This window comes from Streptomyces sp. NPDC104814 (assembly GCF_055583185.1).
Map to the genome: position 1 here is coordinate 1 of NZ_JBVJOL010000017.1, position 22,093 is coordinate 22,093.

Here is a 22,093-nt window from a genome sequence, read left to right on the forward strand (position 1 = left end):
TGGGGGTTTTCTGTCTTCGGTCGGCCCCTCTTTTTCGAAGGGGGGGCCCTTGGTCGGTGCCGGACGCTGCGGGCGGACCCCCCCCACCCCGGCCCCTTCCCGCCGTACGCGGGTGCGGCGTCGTGGCCTCATCCGTGGCAGCGAAAAGCCCCCTCCGGCGGGCTCGGTCGGAGGGGGCTGGGGGAGGAGGGGCGTCAGACGGAGAGGCTCTCGCGCTCCGCGGCCGGGGCCGCGGCCTTCGGCTGAGCGACTGGCGGCTTCGGCAGGGCGAGGTACAGGAGGCCGGAGATCACGATCGTGGCTACCCAGCCGAGGCCGTACTCGCCGATGATGTTGTTCTTCGCGAGCGGGCCGGTGAACCAGTCCGACGTGGTGAACATCAGGCCGCCGACGAGGCCGACGGCCCAGGAGGCGACCGCGGCGGGGGAGAAGCCGCCCCGGTACCAGTAGGCGCTGGTGCGCGTGGTGTCGGCCATGGCGGCGCCGTCGTACTCCGTGCGGCGGAGCATGTCCGCGCCGAAGACGCCGACCCACGCGGAGAAGGCGACGGCGAGCAGGGACAGGAAGGCGATGAAGGAGCCCATGAAGCTGGTCGCCACCAGCATCAGGATGCCGCCGAAGATCAGCGAGATCACGGCGTTCACGGACACCGCCCAGTGGCGCGGCACCTTGAAGCCGAGGGTCTGCGCGGTGAAGCCGGCCGAGTACATCGACATGGAGTTGATCAGCAGCATGCCGATCAGGGCGATCAGCAGATAGGGGACGGCGATCCAGGTGGGCAGGATCTCGCCCAGGAAGGACACCGGGTCCGACGCGGAGGCCAGGTCCGGCGTGGACACCGCCATCACCGCGCCCATCAGCACCATCGGCAGGACGACGATGCCGGCACCGCCGACCGACGTGCCGACGATCGCCTTCGAGGACGCCGTACGCGGCAGGTAGCGGGTGAAGTCGGGGGCGGACGGGATCCAGCTGACGCCACCGGCCGCGATCATGCCGATACCGGTGATCACCGCGGCGGTGGAGCCGGCGCCGTGGTCCATCACCTTCGACCAGTCGGTGTTGACGGCCAGATAGACGAGGACGAGCACCGAGAAGGCGCCGAACAGGTACGTCGCGTACTTGTTGCACTTCTGGACGGCGTTGATGCCGAGGCCGGAGATGGCGAAGGTGGCGACCACGAACAGCAGCAGCATGACCATGTCGAGCACGCTGTTCGCGCCGACGCCGAGGACGATGTCCAGGATGGTGAGCATGGCGTAGGCGCCGGTCACCGCGTTGATCGTCTCCCAGCCCCAGCGGGCCACCCAGATCAGCGAACCGGGCAGCAGGTTGCCGCGCTGCCCGAACACCGCGCGCGACAGCGCCATCCCGGGCGCCCCGCCACGCTTGCCGGCGATGCCGATGAGCCCGACGAGGCCGTACGACACGACGGGCGCCACAGCAGCCACGACGAGCGCCTGCCAGATGTTCAGGTGGTACGCCACGACGAGGCTCGCGCCCATCGTGAGCAGCAGCACGCTGATGTTGGCGCCCACCCAGGTGGGGAACAGCTCGCGGGGCTTGGCGGTGCGCTCGTTGTCGGGCACCTGTTCGATGCCGCGGGTTTCGAGAGCGCCTTCGGTCTCGGCGGTCTTACTCATGGAAGGAGGAGCCTCAAGGTGGGGGACAGGGTGTCGTCGGGACTCTACGCGCGTTGATGTAGGGACCACCATCGTACTTTGGCCCGACTCCTGCCCCCCAGTGGAGTTTGTCTCTCAGAGGAAGCCACAAGACGGCGCTGGCGGAGGCCCATGGCTGATACTGGACGGGTTATGGAAACCGTCATCCTTGCTGTAGTCATCGCCGTGGTCGCGATCGTCGCGCTCGGCGGGCTCGTGGTCGGCAGCCGACGGAAGAAGTCGCTGCCTCCGCCGCCCCCCGCCGCGCCCGACATCACCGCTCCTCCGGCCGAGCCGCATGTCGGCGACGAGGCCGAGACGCCGCGGGAGGAACCGCGGCGCACCATCGAGGAGGTGGATCTTCCAGGCGGCCAGGCACCCGTCGCCGTGGAGGAGCCGCCGGCCGAAGTCGTCGAGGCCCCGGAGATCGAGATCCCGGAGCCCACCGCAGGCCGCCTGGTGCGCCTGCGCGCCCGTCTGTCCCGCTCGCAGAACGCCCTGGGCAAGGGCCTGCTCACCCTCCTGTCCAGGGAGCACCTCGACGAGGACACCTGGGAGGAGATCGAGGACACGCTGCTCACCGCCGACGTCGGCGTGCAGCCCACGCAGGAGCTGGTCGACCGGCTGCGCGAGCGTGTGAAGGTGCTCGGCACCCGCACGCCCGAGGAGCTGCGCGGCCTGCTGCGCGAGGAGCTGCTCACGCTGGTCGGCCCGGACATGGACCGTGAGGTCAAGACCGAGCCGGCCACCAGCAAGCCGGGCATCGTCATGGTCGTCGGCGTCAACGGCACCGGCAAGACCACCACCACCGGCAAGCTGGCCCGCGTCCTGGTGGCCGACGGCCGCTCGGTCGTCCTGGGCGCCGCCGACACCTTCCGCGCGGCGGCCGCCGACCAGCTCCAGACCTGGGGTGAGCGGGTCGGCGCATACACCGTGCGCGGGCCGGAGGGCGGTGACCCCGCCTCCGTCGCGTTCGACGCGGTGAAGGAGGGCAAGGAGATGGGGTCGGACGTCGTCCTCATCGACACCGCCGGGCGTCTGCACACCAAGACCGGCCTCATGGACGAGCTGGGCAAGGTCAAGCGGGTCGTGGAGAAGCACGCCCCGCTGGACGAGGTGCTGCTCGTCCTCGACGCCACCACCGGGCAGAACGGCCTCGTCCAGGCCCGCGTCTTCGCCGAGGTCGTCGACATCACCGGCATCGTCCTGACCAAGCTCGACGGCACGGCCAAGGGCGGAATCGTGATCGCGGTCCAGCGCGAGCTCGGCGTACCGGTCAAGCTGATCGGCCTCGGCGAGGGAGCGGACGACCTGGCCCCGTTCGAGCCGGCCGCCTTCGTGGACGCCCTCATCGGCGACTAGCGAAAACGCCGGTCACACACAAACCCACCCCCGGTACGGATCCCCGACCGGGGGTGGGGCGTGTTTCGGTGGTACGGGTACCGGTGACGGCCCGCAGCCGCGTACGGCGGGAAGGGGCCGGGGTGGGGGGGTGTCCGCCCGCAGCGTCCGGCACCGACCAACGGCGCCCCTCGTCGGAAACGGCCGGCCGGACCGAGGACGGACACCCCCCACCCCGGCCCCGACCCAGAAACCGGCCGCAGGCGAGGACAGCAACCGCCCACCGGACGGCAAGGGGCCGCCGCAGGCACAAAAGGGGCGCGGGGAACGGCGCGAGCAACCACGACGCGCCCCGCAGACGAACAACTACCGACGCCCCGCCCCCCCGCGGCCAGCGCCAGCGCCCCGCGACCGATGCGCCACATACGCCAACGTCCCCAGCACCAGCCGCGCCGCCGGCGGCCGGGTCGCCGAGTCCAGGTCGGGCGGCCGGAGCCACCGCACGGGCCCCCGCCCGCCCCGGTCCGACGGCGGAGCCGTGATGTACGCACCGGGACCGAGCCCCCGCAGATCCAGGGACGGGTCGTCCCACCCCATCCGGTACAGCAGCCGCGGCAGCTCCGCCGCGGCCCCCGGCGCGACGAAGAACTGGGCCCGCCCCTGCGGCGTCGCGGTCACCGGACCCAGCGGCACCCCCATCCGCTCCAGCCGGACCAGCGCCCGCCGGCCCGCCGCCTCCGCCACCTCGATCACGTCGAACGCGCGCCCCACCGGCAGCATCACCGACGCCCCCGGCACCTCGGCCCACGCCGCGCTCACCTCGTCCAGCGTCGCCCCCGCCCGTACCTCGGCGGTGAACGTCAGCGGATGCGCGCCCGGGGCCGGGCAGTCGCGGAGCCCGCACGAGCACACGCCCGCCGCCGCCCGCGCGCCCGGCACCACGTCCCAGCCCCACAGGCCGGTGAACTCGGCCACGGTGGTGCACTCCGACGAGCGGCCGCGCCGCCGCGAGGCGGACCGCATGTCGCGGATGTCACGGATGCCCCGACTGCTGCCGATCGTGAAGCCCATGCCCCCTCCAACGGGTCCGACGCACCGGTGGTTACGAAGCGGTGGTCACCAAGAACACTCAACTCGCTACGGAGCGTGTTCCCGGCGCTGCCGCCGACGGCGTCCGGACGTGTCCGCGGTGGTGCATCCGGCGACACGCGCCCCCGAGTGCACCCGTGCGCCCACTTCCGGCTGTCCTATGTCAAGTGAATCGCGGGATGGTCGTCGTGAGTTCATCCGAAGGGGTGGCGAATGGTGGCGTTTACGGTTTCACCATGGCCGGACGGGTGATCGTAGGATTACTTTGAGTGCACGGTACCGGCGGGCACATGCACTCGTGGGTATGCCGGAGGCAACTCGACTTTCCGTTCGAAGGGTGAGAACCGCCGGACGGAGGGCCCGAGAACCGGCATTCTGATAGGGCTTGCCGCACAGGCGCGGCAAGAGGTCTTGAGGGATGGGGGCGTTCCAGTGGGCGGCAACGGCGGTAGCGGGACGAACGCTGAGAAGCGCCCCAATGAGCTGCTCGGTTCCTGGTTCGTGCGCAGCGGCTGGTCGAAGGGCGAGCTGGCCCGCCAGGTCAACCGCCGCGCCCGCCAGCTGGGCGCCAACCACATCTCCACCGACACCTCCCGGGTCCGCCGCTGGCTGGACGGGGAGAACCCCCGCGAGCCCATTCCCCGGATCCTGTCCGAGCTGTTCTCCGAGCGCTTCGGCTGTGTCGTCTCCATCGAGGACCTCGGCCTGCGCACCGTGCGCCCCTCGCCGTCCGCCACGGGCGTCGACCTGCCCTGGACGGGCCCGCAGACCGTCGCGCTGCTCGGCGAGTTCTCGCGCAGCGACCTGATGCTCGCCCGGCGCGGCTTCCTCGGCAGCTCGCTGGGCCTGGCCGCGGGCCCCGCGCTCATCGAGCCGATGCAGCGCTGGCTGGTGCCCACGCCGGCGCTGCCCGGCCAGCGCCAGGAGGCGGACCCGCAGCCGATCCCCACCAGCCGGGCCCGCGGCCGGCTCTCCAAGCCGGAACTGGACCTGCTGGAGACCACCACCGTGATGTTCCGGCAGTGGGACGCCCAGTGCGGCGGCGGCCTGCGCCGCAAGGCGGTCGTCGGCCAGCTGCACGAGGTCACCGACCTGCTCCAGGAACCCCAGCCCGAGGCCACCACCCGGCGCCTGTTCAAGGTCGCCGCCGAGCTGGCCGAGCTGGCCGGCTGGATGTCGTACGACGTGGGACTGCAGCCGACCGCGCAGAAGTACTTCGTCCTCGCGCTGCACGCCGCCAAGGAGGCCGGCGACAAGCCGCTCGGCTCCTACGTCCTGTCCAGCATGAGCCGCCAGATGATCCACCTCGGCCGGCCCGAGGACGCCCTGGAGCTCATCCACCTCGCCCAGTACGGCAGCCGTGACTGCGCGAGCCCCCGCACCCAGGCGATGCTGTATGCGATGGAGGCCCGCGCCTACGCCAACATGGGCCAGCCCGGTAAGTGCAAGCGGGCCGTGCGCATGGCCGAGGACACCTTCGCCGACGCCGAGGACTGGGACGAGCCGGACCCCGACTGGATCCGCTTCTTCTCCGAGGCCGAGCTGTACGGCGAGAACAGCCACTCCTACCGCGACCTCGCCTATGTCGCCGGCCGCAGCCCCGCCTACGCCTCCCTCGCCGAGCCGCTGATGCAGCGGGCCGTGGACCTGTTCGCCGAGGACAGCGAGCACCAGCGGTCGTACGCGCTGAACCTCATCGGCATGGCCACCGTCCACCTGCTGCGCCGCGAGCCCGAGCAGAGCTCGGTCTACGCCGGGCAGGCCATGCGGATCGCCCGGAAGGTGCGCTCCGAGCGGGTCAACACCCGCATCCGCAAGACCGTCGACACCGCCGCCCGTGACTTCGGCGACCTCGCCGAGATCGTCGACCTCACCGACAAGCTCGCCGCCGAACTGCCGGAGGCGGCCGAGGCGGTCTGACACCACCCGTTCCACCCCCTGAACCCCGGCCGCGGCCGGCCCTCCCGAACTGCCCGACTCGGCTCCCCCGCCAGGTCATCGGAAGGCCGCCGCGGCCGGTCCCGTTCCCCCCGGCAATTCATCGGGGCGTAACACGCCGGGCGCCTTCGTCACCCCGGCGAAACAACGCGGGGCGCCCACCGAAACGGCACTGCGTCAATCTCGTCGCCATAACCGGCCCACCCCTCATTCCGCTGAGGCATTCCGCTCAGGCTTCGCCCGCACGGGGCCGTACAACGACGAGGAGACGCCGATGGCACCAGCAGCCATCATGCTCGCGGCGGACGCACCCAAACTGTCGTCCGCCAACACCGGCTTCATGCTCATCTGTTCCGCCCTGGTGATGCTCATGACCCCGGGCCTGGCCTTCTTCTACGGAGGCATGGTCCGCGTCAAGAGCACCCTGAACATGCTGATGATGAGCTTCATCAGCCTCGGGATCGTCACCATTCTGTGGGTGCTCTACGGCTTCTCCCTCGCCTTCGGCACGGACTCCGGCAGCGTCATCGGCTGGAACTCCGACTGGCTGGGCCTGAGCAACATCGGGCTCACCCAGCTGTGGGACGGCTACTCCATCCCCGTCTTCGTGTTCTGCGTCTTCCAGCTGATGTTCGCGATCATCACACCCGCCCTGATCAGCGGCGCGCTCGCCGACCGCGTGAAGTTCAGCGCCTGGGCGCTGTTCATCACGCTGTGGGTGACGATCGTGTACTTCCCCGTGGCGCACTGGGTCTGGGGCGCGGGCGGCTGGGCCTTCAAGCTGGGTGTGATCGACTTCGCCGGCGGCACGGCCGTGCACATCAACGCCGGTGCCGCGGCGCTCGGCGTCATCCTCGTCATCGGCAAGCGCGTCGGCTTCAAGAAGGACCCGATGCGCCCGCACAGCCTGCCGCTGGTCATGCTGGGCGCGGGCCTGCTGTGGTTCGGCTGGTTCGGCTTCAACGCCGGTTCCTGGCTCGGCAACGACGACGGCGTGGGCGCGCTGATGTTCGTGAACACGCAGGTCGCCACCGGTGCCGCCATGCTGGCCTGGCTGATCTACGAGAAGATCCGGCACGGCGCGTTCACCACGCTGGGCGCCGCCTCCGGCGCGGTCGCCGGCCTGGTCGCCATCACCCCCTCCGGCGGCGCGGTCTCCCCGCTCGGCGCGATCGCCGTCGGCGCCATCGCCGGTGTGCTGTGCGCGATGGCCGTCGGCCTGAAGTACCGCTTCAACTACGACGACTCCCTCGACGTCGTCGGCGTCCACCTGGTCGGCGGTATCGCCGGCTCCCTGCTCATCGGCTTCTTCGCCACCGGCAAGGGCCAGTCCGCCGCGACCGGCGTCTTCTACGGCGACCACTCCTTCACCCAGCTGTGGAAGCAGTGCGCCGGTGTCGGCGCCGTCCTCGCCTACTCCCTCGTCGTCTCCGCGATCCTCGCCTTCGCCCTCGACAAGACGATCGGCATGCGGGTCACCGAGGACGAGGAGGTCCGCGGCATCGACCAGAGCGAGCACGCCGAGACCGCGTACGACTTCAGCGGCGCCGGAGGCGGAGCCGCCCGCACCAGCGCCGTACCGGCCGCCGTGACCGAGGCCGTGACCCGAAAGGTGGACGCATGAAGCTCATCACCGCCGTCGTCAAGCCGCACCGGCTCGACGAGATCAAGGAGGCCCTGCAGGCCTTCGGGGTCCACGGACTGACGGTCACCGAGGCCAGCGGCTACGGTCGGCAGCGGGGGCACACCGAGGTCTACCGCGGCGCCGAGTACACCGTCGACCTGGTGCCCAAGATCCGTATCGAAGTGCTGGCCGAGGACGACGACGCCGAGCAGCTGATCGAGGTCGTCGTGAAGGCGGCCCGTACCGGCAAGATCGGTGACGGCAAGGTCTGGTCGATCCCGGTCGACACGGCCGTCCGGGTCCGCACCGGCGAGCGCGGCCCCGACGCGCTCTGACCGCTTGACGAACAGGAGCCGCCGGGTGACGACGCACGCGCACAACGAAGCAGAGGAGCCCGGCCCCAGCGGCTACGCGGCGGCCCGGCTGCACCTCCTCACCGAGGGGGAGCAGTCCGGGCCGCCGCGCCGTGCGGCCCTGGCACAGCTCACCGACGACTGGCTCGCGGAGCTGTTCAGGGCGGGCGCCGGCGACCTCGGGGGTGTCTCACTGGTGGCCGTCGGCGGGTACGGGCGTGGCGAGCTGTCCCCGCGCAGCGACCTCGACCTGCTCCTGCTGCACGACGGCGCCGATCCGAAGGAGGTCGCCGCGCTCGCCGACCGCCTCTGGTACCCGGTGTGGGACCTCGGCCTCGCCCTCGACCACTCGGTGCGCACCCCGGCCGAGGCCCGCAGGACGGCCGGGGAGGACCTGAAGGTGCAGCTGGGCCTGCTGGACGCCCGCCATCTCGCCGGCGACCCCGCCCTGACCGCGTCCCTGCGCACCGCCGTCCTCGCCGACTGGCGCAACCAGGCCACCAGGCGCCTGCCCGAGCTCCAGGAGCTGTGCGCCGAACGGGCCGAGCGCCACGGCGAGCTGCAGTACCTGCTGGAACCCGACCTCAAGGAGGCCCGGGGCGGGCTCCGCGACGCCACCGCCCTGCGCGCCGTCGCCGCGTCCTGGCTCGCCGACGCGCCCCGCGAAGGCCTCGCCGACGCCCGCCGCCGCCTCCTCGACGTCCGCGACGCCCTGCACCTGACCACCGGCCGGGCCACCGACCGGCTCTCCCTTCAGGAACAGGACCAGGTCGCGGCCGCCCTCGGCCTGCTCGACGCCGACGCCCTGCTGCGGCAGGTCTACGAGGCCGCCCGTGTCACCTCCTACGCCAGTGACGTCACCTGGCGCGAAGTGAGCCGCGTGCTGCGTTCCCGCGCGGCGCGGCCCCGGCTGCGCGCCCTCCTGGGCGGCGGCAGACCCGTCACCGAGCGGTCCCCGCTGGCCGAGGGCGTCGTCGAACAGGACGGCGAGGTGGTGCTCGCCCGCGCCGCCCGCCCCGAACGCGACCCCGTGCTCCCGCTGCGCGCCGCGGCCGCCGCCGCCCAGGCCGGCCTGCCGCTCTCCCTGCACGCCGTGCGCCGGATGGCCGCCACCGCCCGCCCGCTTCCCGCGCCCTGGCCCGCCGAGGCACGCGAACAGCTGGTCACCCTGCTCGGTTCGGGCCGGCCCACCGTGGAGGTGTGGGAAGCGCTGGAGGCCGAGGGGCTCATCACCCGGCTGCTGCCCGACTGGGAGCGGGTGCGCTGCCGGCCGCAGCGCAACGCCGTCCATGTGTGGACCGTCGACCGGCATCTGATCGAGACGGCCGTGCGCGCCTCGGAGTTCACCCGCCGGGTCGGCCGCCCCGACCTGCTGCTGGTCGCGGCCCTGCTGCACGACATCGGCAAGGGCTGGCCCGGTGACCACTCGGTGGCCGGCGAGATCATCGCCCGCGACGTCGCCGCGCGCATCGGCTTCGACCGCGCCGACGTCGCCGTACTCGCCGCCCTGGTCCGTCATCACCTGCTGCTGGTCGAGACGGCCACCCGGCGTGACCTGGACGACCCGGCCACCGTGCGGCTGGTCGCCGAGGCCGTCGGGACGCAGTCCACGCTGGAACTGCTGCACGCCCTGACCGAGGCGGACGCGCTCGCCACGGGCCCGGCCGCCTGGTCCTCCTGGCGCGGCTCCCTCGTCACCGATCTGGTGCGCCGGGTGTCGGCCGTGCTCGCCGGGGACGTACCGGACGACGAGCCCGACATCGCCGCGCCGACGGCCGAGCACGAGCGGCTCGCGCTGGAGGCGGTCGCCACCGGCGGACCGGTGCTGGCGCTGCGGGCCCAGACTGAGCCGCCCGCGGGGGAGACCTCCGCCGACCCCGAGCCGCTCGGCGTGGAGCTGCTCATCGCCGTACCCGACCAGCCGGGCGTGCTGCCCGCGGTGGCCGGTGTGCTCGCCGTGCACCGGCTCACCGTGCGCACCGCCGAGCTGCGCGCGCTGGACCTGCCGGACGGCGTGGACAGCTCGGTGCTGCTGCTGGACTGGCGGGTCGCGGCCGAGTACGGCTCCCTGCCGCAGGCCACCCGGCTGCGCGCCGACCTCGTCCGCGCGCTGGACGGCACCCTGGACATCGCCTCGCGCCTCGCGGAACGCGACGCGGCCTACCCGCGCCGCCGCGGCGTGGTCCCGCCCCCGCCCCGGGTGACCGTCCACCCGGCCGCCTCCCGCCTCGCCACGGTCATCGAGGTCCGCGCCCAGGACGCCCCCGGCCTGCTGTTCCGCATCGGACGGGCGCTGGAGGACGCGGGGGTGCAGGTGCGGAGCGCGCACGTGAGCACGCTGGGCTCCAACGCGGTCGACGCCTTCTACGTGACGAATGGCGAAGGCGCTCCCCTGCCCCAGGAGGAGGCGTCGTCGCAGGCCCGCAAGCTGGAAGAGATGCTGCAAGCGTGACCTGGCGGACCCGGCGCCCGTTGACCGGGCGTGGTCCCCGCTCGCGCGGGGGTGATCCGGGACGTCTCTCCGAGGCCGGCATGGACGCCACGTGGTCCCCGCTCACGCGGGGGTGCCGTCCCCGTCCGCGATGCAGCGGGCGGGGACGATTGTCTTGCGGAGCCGGATACCCTGGAAGACGCTCATACTGCCCCCGACTCCGAGGACCGACGCCGCCGTGTTCGATACTCTCTCCGATCGCCTCTCAGCGACCTTCAAGAATCTGCGCGGCAAGGGGCGTTTGAGTGAGGCGGACATCGACGCCACCGCGCGCGAGATCCGCATCGCGCTCCTCGAAGCCGACGTGGCCCTGCCCGTCGTCCGGACGTTCATCAAGAACGTCAAGGAGCGCGCCCTCGGCGCCGAGGTCTCCCGGGCCCTGAACCCGGCCCAGCAGGTCCTGAAGATCGTCAACGACGAGCTCGTCACGATCCTGGGCGGCGAGACCCGGCGCCTGCGCTTCGCCAAGCAGCCGCCGACCGTCATCATGCTGGCCGGTCTCCAGGGTGCCGGTAAGACCACCCTCGCGGGCAAGCTCGGCCGGTGGCTCAAGGAGCAGGGCCACTCCCCGCTGCTGGTCGCCTGTGACCTCCAGCGCCCCAACGCCGTCAACCAGCTGAGCGTCGTCGCCGAGCGCGCCGGTGTCGCGGTGTACGCGCCCGAGCCGGGCAACGGCGTCGGTGACCCGGTCAAGGTCGCCAAGGACTCCATCGAGTTCGCCCGGGCCAAGGTCCACGACATCGTGATCGTGGACACCGCCGGCCGTCTGGGCATCGACCAGGAGATGATGCAGCAGGCCGCGGACATCCGGGACGCGGTCAGCCCCGACGAGATCCTGTTCGTCGTCGACGCGATGATCGGTCAGGACGCCGTCAACACGGCCGAGGCCTTCCGCGACGGCGTCGGCTTCGACGGCGTGGTGCTCTCCAAGCTCGACGGTGACGCCCGCGGTGGTGCCGCTCTGTCGATCCGGCAGATCACCGGCAAGCCGATCATGTTCGCCTCCAACGGCGAGAAGCTCGACGAGTTCGACGCCTTCCACCCCGACCGGATGGCCTCCCGCATCCTCGACATGGGTGACCTGCTCACCCTGATCGAGCAGGCCGAGAAGACGTTCAGCCAGGAAGAGGCCGCCAAGATGGCCTCCAAGCTGGCGTCGAAGAAGGGCCAGGACTTCACCCTGGACGACTTCCTGGCCCAGATGGAGCAGGTCAGGAAGATGGGCTCCATCTCCAAGCTGCTCGGCATGCTCCCGGGCATGGGCCAGATCAAGGACCAGATCAACAACATCGACGAGCGCGACGTGGACCGCACCGCCGCGATCATCAAGTCGATGACCCCGGCCGAGCGCCAGGACCCGACGATCATCAACGGCTCGCGCCGCGCCCGTATCGCCAAGGGTTCCGGTGTCGAGGTCAGCGCCGTGAAGAACCTGGTCGAGCGGTTCTTCGAGGCCCGCAAGATGATGTCCCGCATGGCGCAGGGCGGCGGCATGCCCGGCATGCCGGGGATCCCGGGCATGGGCGGCGGCCCCGGCCGGCAGAAGAAGCAGCAGAAGAAGGCCAAGGGCAAGCAGCGCTCCGGCAACCCGATGAAGCGCAAGCAGCAGGAGCAGGAGGAGGCCGCCCGCCGCGCGGCCGCCGCCGAGAACGGCGGCGCCTTCGGTCTGCCGGGCCAGCAGGCCGGCCAGGACTTCGAGCTGCCGGACGAGTTCAAGAAGTTCATGGGCTGACCGGTCGGTGTTCATGGGCCGGCCGGCCCCTCTCCGCCGGCCGACCGGCCCGCGTCCATCGGCCGGCCGGTCCGTCGTACGTCCGCCGGGGGCGCCCCTCCTCAAGGGGCGCCCCCGGCGTCGTACACCCGCATGCCTGCCGGGCTTTCCTGTCGTAACGTCCCGGTATGACCAACCCTGCGCCGCCGCGGAAGTCGCCGGACCAGCCCTGGCGTACCGAGGGCACCCCCGAGGAGCCGCCGAAGCCGCCCTCCGGCGGGCGGCGGATGGGAGGCGGCTGGTGGCGGCTGATCGTCGCCGCACTGGTCGTGTACCTGATCGCCAACCTCATCCTGTCCTTCCAGGACGAGGCGACCGAGCCGACGATCTCCTACACCGAGTTCAGCAAGCAGGTCGACGCCGGCAACGTCAGCAAGATCTACGCCAAGGGCGACGCGATCCAGGGCCAGCTGAAGAAGGCCAAGGACAACCCCGAGGGCTCCGGCACCTACACCAAGTTCAAGACGGAGCGCCCGACCTTCGCCGACGACAAGATCTGGGAGTCCCTGACCAAGCACAACGTCACGGTCACCGCGGAACCCGTCGTCCAGCACCGCAGTTTTCTGGCCAACCTGCTGATCTCGCTGGCGCCGATGCTGCTGCTGGTCGCGGTGTGGGTGTTCATCGCCCGGCGGATGCGCGCGGGGCTCGGCGGGGCCGGCGGCATGCTGGGCCGCAAGGCGCCGCCCAAACCGGTGGAGCTGGAGCCGGGGCAGCAGCGCACCACCTTCGCGGACGTGGCCGGGATCGACGAGGTCGCGGGCGAACTCAACGACGTGGTCGACTTCCTCAAGAACCCCGACGCCTACCGCCGCATGGGCGCCAAGATGCCCCGCGGTGTGCTGCTGGCGGGGCCGCCCGGCACCGGCAAGACGCTGCTGGCGCGGGCCGTCGCCGGAGAGGCGGGGGTGCCCTTCTTCTCGGCGTCCGCCTCCGAGTTCATCGAGATGATCGTCGGCGTCGGCGCCTCCCGGGTGCGCGAGCTGTTCGCGGAGGCCCGCAAGGTCGCCCCGTCGATCATCTTCATCGACGAGATCGACACCATCGGCCGGGCCCGCGGCGGCGGCGCGAGCGTCGGCGGGCACGACGAGCGCGAGCAGACCCTCAACCAGATCCTGACCGAAATGGACGGCTTCTCCGGCTCCGAGGGTGTCATCGTCATCGCCGCCACCAACCGTGCCGACATCCTCGACCCGGCGCTGACCCGGCCCGGCCGCTTCGACCGGGTCGTCCAGGTCTCGCCCCCGGACCGGGGCGGCCGCGAGGCCATCCTGCGCATCCACACCCGCGAGATCCCGCTCTCCGGCGACGTCGACCTCGCCCAGGTCGCCAGGACCACCCCGGGCATGACCGGCGCGGAACTCGCCAACCTCGCCAACGAGGCCGCCCTGCTCGCCGTCAAACGCGGCCGGCAGCAGGTCACCCGCTCCGATCTGTCCGACGCCCTGGAGAAGGTGCAGCTCGGCGCGGAACGCGCACTCGTCATGCCGTACGACGAACGGCGGCGCACCGCCTACCACGAGAGCGGGCACGCGCTCCTCGGCATGCTGCAGCCGGGCGCCGACCCGGTCCGCAAGATCACCATCGTGCCGCGCGGCCGGGCCCTCGGCGTCACGCTGTCCACGCCGGACGCGGACAAGTACGCGTACACCGAGGAGTACCTGCGCGGCCGCATCATCGGAGCCCTCGGCGGCATGGCGGCCGAGCACGTCGTCTACGACGTGATCACCACCGGTTCCGAGAGCGACCTGGAACAGGTCACCCGGATCGCGCGCGGCATGGTCTCCCGGTGGGGCATGAGCGAACGCGTCGGTCGGCTCTCCGCGCTGCCCGACGACGCCCAGCAGGCCTACGGCCTGGCCGCCGCCCCGCAGACCCTCGACGCGATCGACGAGGAGATGCGCCGCGTCGTCGACGAGTGCTACGAGGAGGCGTGCCGCAAGCTGCGCGAGCACCGCGGGCAGCTCGACGCCCTGGCCGAGGCGCTGCTGGAGCGCGAGACGCTGGAGGAGGCCGACGCCTACCGGATCGCGGGCATCACCCGGCTGACCAAGGAGGAGCCGTGAGGGCCGCTCACGGCACGCGGGCTATGAGGTAGCGGAAGACGTTCGGCATCCACACGGTGCCGTCGGCCCGTCGGTGCGGATGCAGCGCCTCGGTCAGCTCCTTGCCGACCTGCTCGGAGTCGGTGGCCGCGATCGCCGCGTCGAACAGCCCGGTCGACAGCAGGCCGCGCGCCGCGCTGTCCACGTCGGCGTACCCGAAGGGGCAGGCCACGCGCCCTGAGCCGTCCGGGAGCAGCCCGGCCCGCTGGGCGACCTCCTCGAGGTCGTCGCGCAGCGCCGGGCGCCAGCTGCCCGCGCCGCGCAGCGGATCGGCCAGCTTCCCGGCCACGCGCAGCACGGACGAGGTGGCGCACCGTTCCGGCGGGCCCCAGCCGGCCAGCACCACCGGGGTGCCGCGCTCGGCGACCGCCACCGCTCCGGCGAGCAGTTCGGCGAGCCCGTCGGAGTCGCCGGCCGTGCAGCCGATCGGCTCGAACGCGGTCACCAGGGTGTACGGCGGGGCCGCGCGCCGCGGGGTCTCCCGCACCAGCCGCGCACCGCCACGCGCGGATGCCCCGGGTGGATCCGGCTGCAGCCGCTCGCGGGCGAGGGCCAGCCGTTCCGGGGAGTGGCACTCGACGCCGGTGACCTCCGCACCGCGCACCGCCGCCATCAGCAGGGCGAGGCCGGAGCCACAGCCCAGGCCCAGCAGGCGGGTGCCGGACCCCACTTCCAGTCGCTCGTAGACGGTCTCGTAGAGCGGGACCAGCATCCGCTCCTGGATCTCCGACCAGTCACGCGCGCGTGCACACAGGTCCACGCGGGGGGCCGAGCCCGCCTGGGGGAGGTGCTGCCGCACGAGCGTAGGTGTCATAGGTACGCGCCCCAATCCGCCGAGAGCAAAGTCGTGTGCCCGTATCGCATGGAGTTGCCGTGTTGCGTGGCCCCCGTCCAGTGCGCTCGCACTGACCCCCGTATGCCAGGAAACTCCGGCCTCGGCGGTGCGTCCAGTGGAAAGCGACCGCGGTTTGAGAGTTGGGCGTCGGACTGGCCGGAATTCATCTGCCCGCAACGTGGCCGGAACGAGGTCCCGCGGCCGGCGTCCGGGGCGGTGCCGGAGGCCCGTCACCGACCCGGTAACGTCGCGGTCGTCGCGTGCGCTGACGTAGGTGACGGGGGCTCGCGGCACGAGTGACCGAAAGAGCCCTTGCGCACCGACGGACCCGTGGCACGTCCGGCGTCGACATGATCTACGCGTCGGTACGTACGTACGCCTACGTCGGGCTACGCACCACCTTGGTACGAGCTAGGCGGCATTTCCGCAGATCAGCGCACCCGTCCTCGTCGGTGCGCATCAGCCGCAACTGACGGGTACGTGCAAATTATTTGGGATGCCCCGGAATCGGAACACAGCGGCACCCCGGCTCGTTGTCATTACGTGAGCACGACACAGACACCACCTGTTCTCGCCGCCGAGCTGGCGCAGGCGTGGGCCGACATTCAGCGGTACCACCCCGAGCTGCCGGACCTCGCCGCGCCGGAGTCACTGATCGGGGAGTCGTCGTCCGCGTGCGGGCACGAACTCTCCTTCGAGCGACTGCTGCACGAGGCAGTCCATGGCATCGCCGCCTCGCGCGGCGTGCGCGACACGTCCCGGGCCGGGCGCTACCACAACCGCAGATTCCTCGCGATCGCCGAGGAACTGGGCCTGGACCACCCCGAGGAGCCGCATCCGAGCAGCGGCTTCTCGCTGGTCACGCTCAGTCCCGAGGCGAAGCGGCGCTACCGGCCGACCATCGACCGTCTCCAGCGGGCCCTCAAGGCCCACTCGGTGGCGACCTCCTCGGACGCCACCCGCGCCTTCCGCGGCCCGGCCGCACGGCACGGGTCCTCGGGCGGCGGGGTCCGCGTCAAGGCGGTGTGCGACTGCGGCCGCAACGTCCGCGTCGTCCCGTCCGTCCTGGCCCAGGCGCCGATCGTCTGCGGCGGCTGCGGCAAGCCCTTCCGTATCCCCGAGGTCGTGGGGGCGGCGTAGCGGGGCCGCGCACACCGGCATCTCGTGGGTGCCGGAGCGGCCGGAAACCGGGGTGGGGTGCCACCGCGTCGGCTTCGACGCGGCGGCACCCCCTCACGCCGGGTTGCGCACCCGACGGCGTTCACAACGACGCCGGGTGCCTCTCAAGCGTGCCCACGACAAGCAACCCGCGGCCGGAAGCGCCCCGCAGCGTGTGGCACAATGGCTAGCTGTACTCGACAGTCGCACAGGACCCCTCTCTCCTCCGGCTGACGCGTCCATCGGGCACTCGGGTACCGCAACCCCACGCGGCATTCTCGCCGTGCCCAACCACGTCAAATTCAGGAGAACCCACTCCCGTGGCAGTCAAGATCAAGCTGAAGCGTCTGGGCAAGATCCGTTCGCCTCACTACCGCATCGTCGTCGCCGACTCCCGTACCCGCCGTGACGGCCGGGCCATCGAGGAGATCGGCAAGTACCACCCGACCTACAACCCGTCGGTCATGGAGGTGGACGCCGAGCGTGTGGCGTACTGGCTCTCCGTCGGCGCTCAGCCGACCGAGCCCGTGCTCGCCATCCTGAAGAAGACCGGCGACTGGCAGAAGTTCAAGGGCGAGCCCGCCCCGGCACCGCTCCTGGTCGCCGAGCCGAAGCCGGCGCGCCCGTCGTTCGAGGCCCTCGGTGGCGACGACGACAGCAAGGGTGAGGCGATCACCCAGAAGAAGAAGGCTGAGAAGAAGGACGAGGCTGCGGCTGAGTCCGCGTCGACCGAGGCCTGAGCATGCTCGAGGAGGCTCTCGAGCACCTCGTGAAGGGCATCGTCGACAACCCTGACGATGTGCAGGTGGCCTCGCGCGACCTGCGCCGCGGGCGTGTGCTCGAGGTCCGGGTCCACCCGGACGACCTCGGCAAGGTCATCGGCCGCAACGGCCGTACCGCACGCGCTCTGCGCACCGTCGTGGGCGCCATCGGCGGCCGCGGTGTCCGTGTCGACCTCGTCGACGTGGACCACGTCCGCTGACGCTGTGCAGCACCGGCTCGGGCCGGGGAAGGCCACTGGGCCGTCCCCGGCCCGCAGTCGTATGACAGGAGAATGAACAGGTGCAGTTGGTAGTCGCACGGATCGGCCGTGCCCACGGGATCAAGGGCGAGGTCACCGTCGAGGTACGGACCGACGAGCCGGAGGTGAGGCTCGCCCCCGGCGCCGTGCTCGCCACGGACCCCGCCTCCGCCGGACCGCTGACGATCGCGACGGGACGCGTCCACAGCGGCCGTCTCCTGCTGCGTTTCGAGGGCGTCGCCGACCGCAACGCCGCCGAGGCGCTGCGCAACACCCTCCTGATCGCCGAGGTGGACCCGGACGAGCTGCCCGAGGACGAGGACGAGTTCTACGACCACCAGCTGATCGACCTGGACGTGGTCACCGAGGACGGCACCGAGGTCGGCCGGATCACCGAGATCTCCCACCTGCCCTCCCAGGACCTGTTCATCGTCGAACGGCCCGACGGCACCGAGGTGATGATCCCGTTCGTCGAGGAGATCGTCACCGAGATCGACCTGGCCGAGCAGAAGGCCGTCATCACGCCCCCGCCCGGGCTGATCGACGACCGCGCGGAGATCGCCTCCTCCCGTGCGGAGCCGGAGGACGAGGGCGCATGAGGCTAGACGTCGTCACGATCTTCCCCGAGTACCTCGACCCGCTGAACGTCTCCCTGGTCGGCAAGGCACGCGCGCGTGGACAGCTGAACGTGCACGTCCACGACCTGCGGCAGTGGACCTACGACCGGCACAACACCGTCGACGACACCCCGTACGGCGGCGGCCCCGGCATGGTCATGAAGACCGACCCCTGGGGCGACGCGCTCGACACCGTCCTCGCCGACGGCTACGAGAGCGGCTCCCGCGAGCCCGCGCTCATCGTGCCCACGCCCAGCGGCCGGTCCTTCACCCAGGAACTCGCCGTGCACCTCTCGCAACGGCCCTGGCTGATCTTCACCCCGGCCCGCTACGAGGGCATCGACCGCCGTGTCATCGACGAGTACGCCACCCGCATGCCCGTCTACGAGGTGTCCATCGGCGACTACGTCCTCGCCGGCGGGGAAGCCGCCGTCCTCGTCGTCACCGAGGCCGTGGCCCGGCTGCTGCCCGGGGTCCTCGGCAACGCCGAGTCCCACCGCGACGACTCCTTCGCGCCCGGTGCCATGGCCAGCCTCCTGGAGGGCCCCGTCTACACCAAGCCGCCCGCCTGGCGCGGCCGGGAGATCCCCGAGGTGCTGCTCAGCGGCCACCACGGGAAGATCGCCCGCTGGCGCCGCGACGAGGCGCTGCGCCGCACCACGGCCAACCGGCCCGACCTGATCGAGCGGTGCGAGCCGAAGGCGTTCGACAAGAAGGACCGCGAGATGCTGTCCATCCTGGGCTGGGAGCCCGACCCCGGCGGCGAGCCGTACGGCCGATTTTGGCGCCGGGCGAACGGCGTGGAAGAATAGACCGCTGCTGTCCGTCCGTCCGGCGTGCGCCCCTGCCACAGGGGGAGACGACGTCCGCTCCGACCCGGGCAGCGTTCCTCTGGAAGATCTATCCCGTTGATGACCTGTGGCATCAGCGAAGAAAGCAGACGAAATGTCGCACCTGCTCGACTCCGTCGACGCCGCGTCGCTGCGCAGCGACGTCCCGGCCTTCCGCCCGGGTGACACCGTCAACGTCCACGTCCGCGTCATCGAGGGCAACCGCTCCCGTGTGCAGCAGTTCAAGGGCGTGGTGATCCGTCGCCAGGGTTCCGGCGTGCGCGAGACCTTCACGGTCCGCAAGGTCTCCTTCTCCGTCGGCGTCGAGCGCACCTTCCCGGTGCACACCCCGATCGTGGAGAAGATCGAGCTCGTCACCCGCGGTGACGTGCGTCGCGCCAAGCTGTACTACCTGCGCGAGCTGCGCGGCAAGGCGGCGAAGATCAAGGAGAAGCGCGAGAGCTGAGCGCTTTCCCGGGGTCACAGCGGGGCCGGATAGCATTCGGCCCCGATGGACACCGAAGCACAGCCGACGGAGCGCGACCGCTCCTCCGAACCCGCAGCGGCGGGTGGGGAGGGACGGTCGCGTTTCGCGTTGGTGGACCGGATCGCCGGGTGGCTCCCCGGCGGTCGTATCAGCCTGACCCTGCTTGTCTGCCTGGTCTTCCTGCTGCTCCTCAACGTTTTCGTGGTGCGGCCGTTCCAGATTCCCTCCGGGTCCATGGAGCCGGGTTTGAGGATCGGGGACAGGGTTCTCGTAAATGAGTTGGCATACCGTTTCGGGGCCGCGCCGAGCCGCGGGGACGTCGTCGTGTTCGACGGCAGCGACTCCTTCGGGGACGGTGACTACGTCAAGCGCGTCGTCGGTGTGGGGGGAGACCACGTGGTCTGCTGCGACCAGGAGGGGAGGATCCGGGTGAACGGCCGGTCGGTCGACGAGTCGGCGTTCCTGTATCCCGGGAACAGCCCTTCCACCGTGACCTTCGACGTGGTGGTGCCCGCCGGCCGGCTCTTCGTGCTCGGTGACCACCGGGGCGATTCCAGCGACTCCCGGGACCACCTCGGCTCGCCCGGCGGCGGCATGGTGCCGGTCGGCGACGTCATCGGGCGCGCCGACTGGATCGTATGGCCCCTGGGACACGCGGCACGGCTGGAGCGGCCGGGGGCGTACGCGCGTGTGCCGGAGGCCGCCGGTGCTGTGGCCGGCCCCCGGGGCGGCGTGCACGGCGGTACGGCGGGCCCGCAGGGCGGTGCGGGGGGCCTGCCGGGCGGTGCGGGGGGCGGGCATGGGTAACCGTGGCCGGCGGCGGAGTGCCGCCGCGGCGGGTGCGGACGATCCGCTGCCCACCGGTGTACGGCGCGCCTCCGCCTCCGCCGGCGCCCCTGCCGGGGGCGGCCGGACGCGGGCCGAGCGGCGTCGGCTGCAGCGCAAGGTCAAGCGCAAGCGCCGGCGCAGTGCCGTGAAGGAGATCCCCCTCCTGGTGGGGGTGGCCGTACTGATCGCTCTGGTGCTGAAGACCTTCCTCGTCCAGGCGTTCGTGATCCCGTCCGGCTCCATGGAGCAGACGATCCGCATCGGCGACCGGGTCCTCGTCGACAAGCTCACCCCGTGGTTCGGGTCCAGGCCCGACCGCGGGGACGTCGTGGTGTTCAAGGACCCCGGCGGCTGGCTCCAGGACGAGAAGACCACGGTCAAGAAGGACGACCCGGTCGTGGTGAAGCAGGTCAAGGAAGCGCTGACCTTCATCGGGCTGCTGCCGTCGGACAACGAGAAGGACCTCATCAAGCGGGTGGTCGGGGTCGGCGGGGACCATGTGAAGTGCTGTGACGCGCAGGGGCGCATCACGGTCAACGGCGTCCCGCTGAACGAGGACTATCTGAACCCCGGCGACACCCCTTCCGACACGCCCTTCGACATCACCGTTCCGCAGGGGCGGCTGTGGGTGATGGGCGACCACCGCTCCAACTCCGCGGACTCCCGCTCGCATCAGGACACCGACTACGGCGGTACGGTCTCCGAGGACGAGGTGGTCGGACGGGCCATGGTCATCGCCTGGCCGCTCGGCCACTGGAGCACCCTGGACGAGCCGCCGGGGTATGCGTCCCTGCGGGGCGCTGCGGCTGGAGCCGGTGCGGTGTCGCATAGGGTTGCTTCCGTTGATCCGGTGGATCACAAGGAAATGTTCCAGCTCCCGAGCCCTGCGGAACTCCCGCTCGTTATGGGAGTGGTGGGCCTGCGTCTTGCACGGGGCAGGCGGCGACACAGAGTGAGGAGTTGGCGTGGGGGATGTGGCTTCGGGGACTTCAGGGAACGACTCCGACGTGATGGAGGACGGCGCGGTGCCGGGCGAGGCAGGGACGGTGTCACAGGGTTCTGCGGCAGGGGCCGCCGGGCCGAAGAAGCCGCGCTCCTTCTGGAAGGAACTGCCGATCCTCATCGGGATCGCGCTCGTGCTGGCGTTGCTGATCAAGACGTTCCTGGTGCAGGCGTTCTCGATCCCCTCGGCGTCGATGCAGAACACGCTGCAGGAGGGTGACCGGGTCCTCGTCGACAAGCTGACGCCCTGGTTCGGCTCCGAGCCCGAGCGCGGCGAGGTCGTCGTCTTCCACGACCCGGACAACTGGCTGGCGGGGGAGGCGACCGCCAACCCCAACGCCGTGCAGAAGGTGCTCAGCTGGATCGGTCTGATGCCGTCGGCCGAGGAGAAGGACCTGATCAAGCGGGTCATCGGGGTGGGCGGAGACACCATCGAGTGCAAGGGCACCGGGCCGCTCAAGGTCAACGGCCACGCGCTGAACGAGCAGGACTACGTCTACGCCGGGAACACGCCGTGCTCCGACGACCAGGGCGGCGGGACGTTCAAGGTGAAGGTGCCCGAGGGCTACATCTGGGTCATGGGTGACCACCGCCAGGACTCGAAGGACTCGCGGTACAACCAGAACGACAAGCACCACGGCATGGTCCCGGTGAAGGACGTCGTGGGCCGCGCGATCGTCAAGGCGTGGCCGATCAACCGGTGGGGGACGCTGCCGGTGCCGGACACCTTCGACCAGCCGGGGCTCGACAAGCCGTCCTCCGCGGCCGGGGCCCTGCCCGTGGCGCCGAACGCGATGGTGCTGGCCGGCGTGGTCCCGATCGCGCTGTGGCGCCGCCGCCAGTAGGTTTCCGGCCGTCGTCCCTCTGCGGATTTCGCCGGGGACGGCCGCGCGGTTCTCCCTCTGTGCGCCCGGCGGCGGCCGCGACGCCGGGCAAGGCACG

At 71.4% G+C, this 22,093-nt stretch carries 19 protein-coding genes; 16 read left to right on the plus strand and 3 right to left on the minus strand.

What is annotated here, in order from left to right:
* Positions 1–194 precede the first annotated feature (194 nt).
* On the minus strand, positions 195–1,643 hold the full coding sequence (locus ACZ64A_RS35335; RefSeq protein WP_469816030.1) for a cytosine permease: 1,449 nt from the start codon (positions 1,641–1,643) through the stop codon (positions 195–197).
* Positions 1,644–1,814: 171 nt separating this feature from the next.
* Between ACZ64A_RS35335 and ftsY the strand changes: the two genes are divergently transcribed.
* Entirely contained in the window at positions 1,815–3,023 is a 1,209-nt protein-coding gene (gene ftsY / locus ACZ64A_RS35340; RefSeq protein WP_469816031.1) for a signal recognition particle-docking protein FtsY, read from the plus strand.
* A gap of 345 nt (positions 3,024–3,368) precedes the next feature.
* On the opposite strand, the gene ACZ64A_RS35345 is transcribed toward ftsY, so the two are convergent.
* A complete protein-coding gene (locus tag ACZ64A_RS35345; RefSeq protein WP_469816032.1) occupies positions 3,369–4,073 on the minus strand; it encodes a bifunctional DNA primase/polymerase in 705 nt (234 codons plus the stop codon).
* Between the two features lie 450 nt (positions 4,074–4,523).
* On the opposite strand from ACZ64A_RS35345, the gene nsdA reads away from it, so the two are divergent.
* From nsdA to ftsH, 6 genes are all read left to right on the plus strand, one after another.
* Positions 4,524–6,011, plus strand: a complete 1,488-nt coding sequence (gene nsdA / locus ACZ64A_RS35350) for a transcriptional repressor NsdA (protein ID WP_469816033.1) — start codon at positions 4,524–4,526, stop codon at positions 6,009–6,011.
* Between the two features lie 292 nt (positions 6,012–6,303).
* Positions 6,304–7,653 carry an ammonium transporter gene (locus ACZ64A_RS35355; RefSeq protein WP_469816034.1) on the plus strand — a complete coding sequence of 450 codons (1,350 nt, stop codon included), beginning with the start codon at positions 6,304–6,306 and terminating at the stop codon, positions 7,651–7,653.
* Positions 7,650–7,988: a P-II family nitrogen regulator gene (locus tag ACZ64A_RS35360; protein ID WP_028802442.1), complete on the plus strand. Its 339-nt coding sequence runs from the start codon at positions 7,650–7,652 to the stop codon at positions 7,986–7,988. Before ACZ64A_RS35355 ends, ACZ64A_RS35360 begins: the two co-directional genes overlap by 4 nt.
* A gap of 25 nt (positions 7,989–8,013) precedes the next feature.
* Positions 8,014–10,458, plus strand: a complete 2,445-nt coding sequence (locus tag ACZ64A_RS35365) for a [protein-PII] uridylyltransferase (protein ID WP_469816035.1) — start codon at positions 8,014–8,016, stop codon at positions 10,456–10,458.
* A 217-nt stretch (positions 10,459–10,675) separates the two neighbouring features.
* Entirely contained in the window at positions 10,676–12,229 is a 1,554-nt protein-coding gene (gene ffh, locus ACZ64A_RS35370; protein ID WP_469816036.1) for a signal recognition particle protein, read from the plus strand.
* A 167-nt stretch (positions 12,230–12,396) separates the two neighbouring features.
* Positions 12,397–14,334, plus strand: coding sequence for an ATP-dependent zinc metalloprotease FtsH (gene ftsH, locus ACZ64A_RS35375; protein ID WP_469816037.1), 1,938 nt, complete (start codon positions 12,397–12,399; stop codon positions 14,332–14,334).
* 7 nt (positions 14,335–14,341) lie between these two features.
* Here ftsH and ACZ64A_RS35380 read toward each other — a convergent pair whose 3' ends face one another.
* Entirely contained in the window at positions 14,342–15,187 is an 846-nt protein-coding gene (locus ACZ64A_RS35380; RefSeq protein WP_469816038.1) for an SAM-dependent methyltransferase, read from the minus strand.
* Positions 15,188–15,751: 564 nt separating this feature from the next.
* On the opposite strand from ACZ64A_RS35380, the gene ACZ64A_RS35385 reads away from it, so the two are divergent.
* From ACZ64A_RS35385 to lepB (ACZ64A_RS35425), 9 genes are all read left to right on the plus strand, one after another.
* The gene (locus tag ACZ64A_RS35385; RefSeq protein ID WP_469816039.1) at positions 15,752–16,348 is read left to right on the plus strand and encodes a hypothetical protein; all 597 of its coding nucleotides are present in this window, start codon (positions 15,752–15,754) and stop codon (positions 16,346–16,348) included.
* Positions 16,349–16,686: 338 nt separating this feature from the next.
* Positions 16,687–17,106 carry a 30S ribosomal protein S16 gene (gene rpsP / locus ACZ64A_RS35390; RefSeq protein ID WP_469816040.1) on the plus strand — a complete coding sequence of 140 codons (420 nt, stop codon included), beginning with the start codon at positions 16,687–16,689 and terminating at the stop codon, positions 17,104–17,106.
* 2 nt (positions 17,107–17,108) lie between these two features.
* Positions 17,109–17,348 (plus strand): RNA-binding protein, encoded by a 240-nt coding sequence (locus ACZ64A_RS35395; protein ID WP_005479813.1) that lies wholly within the window; start codon positions 17,109–17,111, stop codon positions 17,346–17,348.
* 80 nt (positions 17,349–17,428) lie between these two features.
* On the plus strand, positions 17,429–17,986 hold the full coding sequence (gene rimM, locus ACZ64A_RS35400) for a ribosome maturation factor RimM (protein WP_469816041.1): 558 nt from the start codon (positions 17,429–17,431) through the stop codon (positions 17,984–17,986).
* Complete coding sequence (gene trmD, locus ACZ64A_RS35405) at positions 17,983–18,816, plus strand: tRNA (guanosine(37)-N1)-methyltransferase TrmD (RefSeq protein ID WP_469816042.1); 834 nt, start codon at positions 17,983–17,985, stop codon at positions 18,814–18,816. The genes rimM and trmD overlap by 4 nt, the downstream gene beginning before the upstream one ends.
* A 133-nt stretch (positions 18,817–18,949) precedes the next feature.
* Positions 18,950–19,300 carry a 50S ribosomal protein L19 gene (gene rplS / locus ACZ64A_RS35410; protein ID WP_030168262.1) on the plus strand — a complete coding sequence of 117 codons (351 nt, stop codon included), beginning with the start codon at positions 18,950–18,952 and terminating at the stop codon, positions 19,298–19,300.
* Positions 19,301–19,345: 45 nt separating this feature from the next.
* Positions 19,346–20,128: a signal peptidase I gene (lepB, locus tag ACZ64A_RS35415; protein WP_469816043.1), complete on the plus strand. Its 783-nt coding sequence runs from the start codon at positions 19,346–19,348 to the stop codon at positions 20,126–20,128.
* Positions 20,121–21,371, plus strand: coding sequence for a signal peptidase I (gene lepB / locus ACZ64A_RS35420; protein WP_469816118.1), 1,251 nt, complete (start codon positions 20,121–20,123; stop codon positions 21,369–21,371). Before lepB (ACZ64A_RS35415) ends, lepB (ACZ64A_RS35420) begins: the two co-directional genes overlap by 8 nt.
* A complete protein-coding gene (lepB, locus tag ACZ64A_RS35425; RefSeq protein WP_469816044.1) occupies positions 21,286–21,996 on the plus strand; it encodes a signal peptidase I in 711 nt (236 codons plus the stop codon). The genes lepB (ACZ64A_RS35420) and lepB (ACZ64A_RS35425) overlap by 86 nt, the downstream gene beginning before the upstream one ends.
* Positions 21,997–22,093 lie beyond the last annotated feature (97 nt).

Coding starts and splice junctions, on each gene's coding strand:
- ACZ64A_RS35335 (WP_469816030.1), bottom strand. CDS start 1,643: ATGAGTAAGACCGCCGAGACCGAAGGCGCTCTCGAAACCCGCGGCATC.
- ftsY (WP_469816031.1), top strand. CDS start 1,815: ATGGAAACCGTCATCCTTGCTGTAGTCATCGCCGTGGTCGCGATCGTC.
- ACZ64A_RS35345 (WP_469816032.1), bottom strand. CDS start 4,073: ATGGGCTTCACGATCGGCAGCAGTCGGGGCATCCGTGACATCCGCGAC.
- ACZ64A_RS35355 (WP_469816034.1), top strand. CDS start 6,304: ATGGCACCAGCAGCCATCATGCTCGCGGCGGACGCACCCAAACTGTCG.
- ACZ64A_RS35360 (WP_028802442.1), top strand. CDS start 7,650: ATGAAGCTCATCACCGCCGTCGTCAAGCCGCACCGGCTCGACGAGATC.
- ftsH (WP_469816037.1), top strand. CDS start 12,397: ATGACCAACCCTGCGCCGCCGCGGAAGTCGCCGGACCAGCCCTGGCGT.
- ACZ64A_RS35380 (WP_469816038.1), bottom strand. CDS start 15,187: ATGACACCTACGCTCGTGCGGCAGCACCTCCCCCAGGCGGGCTCGGCC.
- ACZ64A_RS35395 (WP_005479813.1), top strand. CDS start 17,109: ATGCTCGAGGAGGCTCTCGAGCACCTCGTGAAGGGCATCGTCGACAAC.
- trmD (WP_469816042.1), top strand. CDS start 17,983: ATGAGGCTAGACGTCGTCACGATCTTCCCCGAGTACCTCGACCCGCTG.
- rplS (WP_030168262.1), top strand. CDS start 18,950: ATGTCGCACCTGCTCGACTCCGTCGACGCCGCGTCGCTGCGCAGCGAC.
- lepB (WP_469816043.1), top strand. CDS start 19,346: ATGGACACCGAAGCACAGCCGACGGAGCGCGACCGCTCCTCCGAACCC.
- lepB (WP_469816118.1), top strand. CDS start 20,121: ATGGGTAACCGTGGCCGGCGGCGGAGTGCCGCCGCGGCGGGTGCGGAC.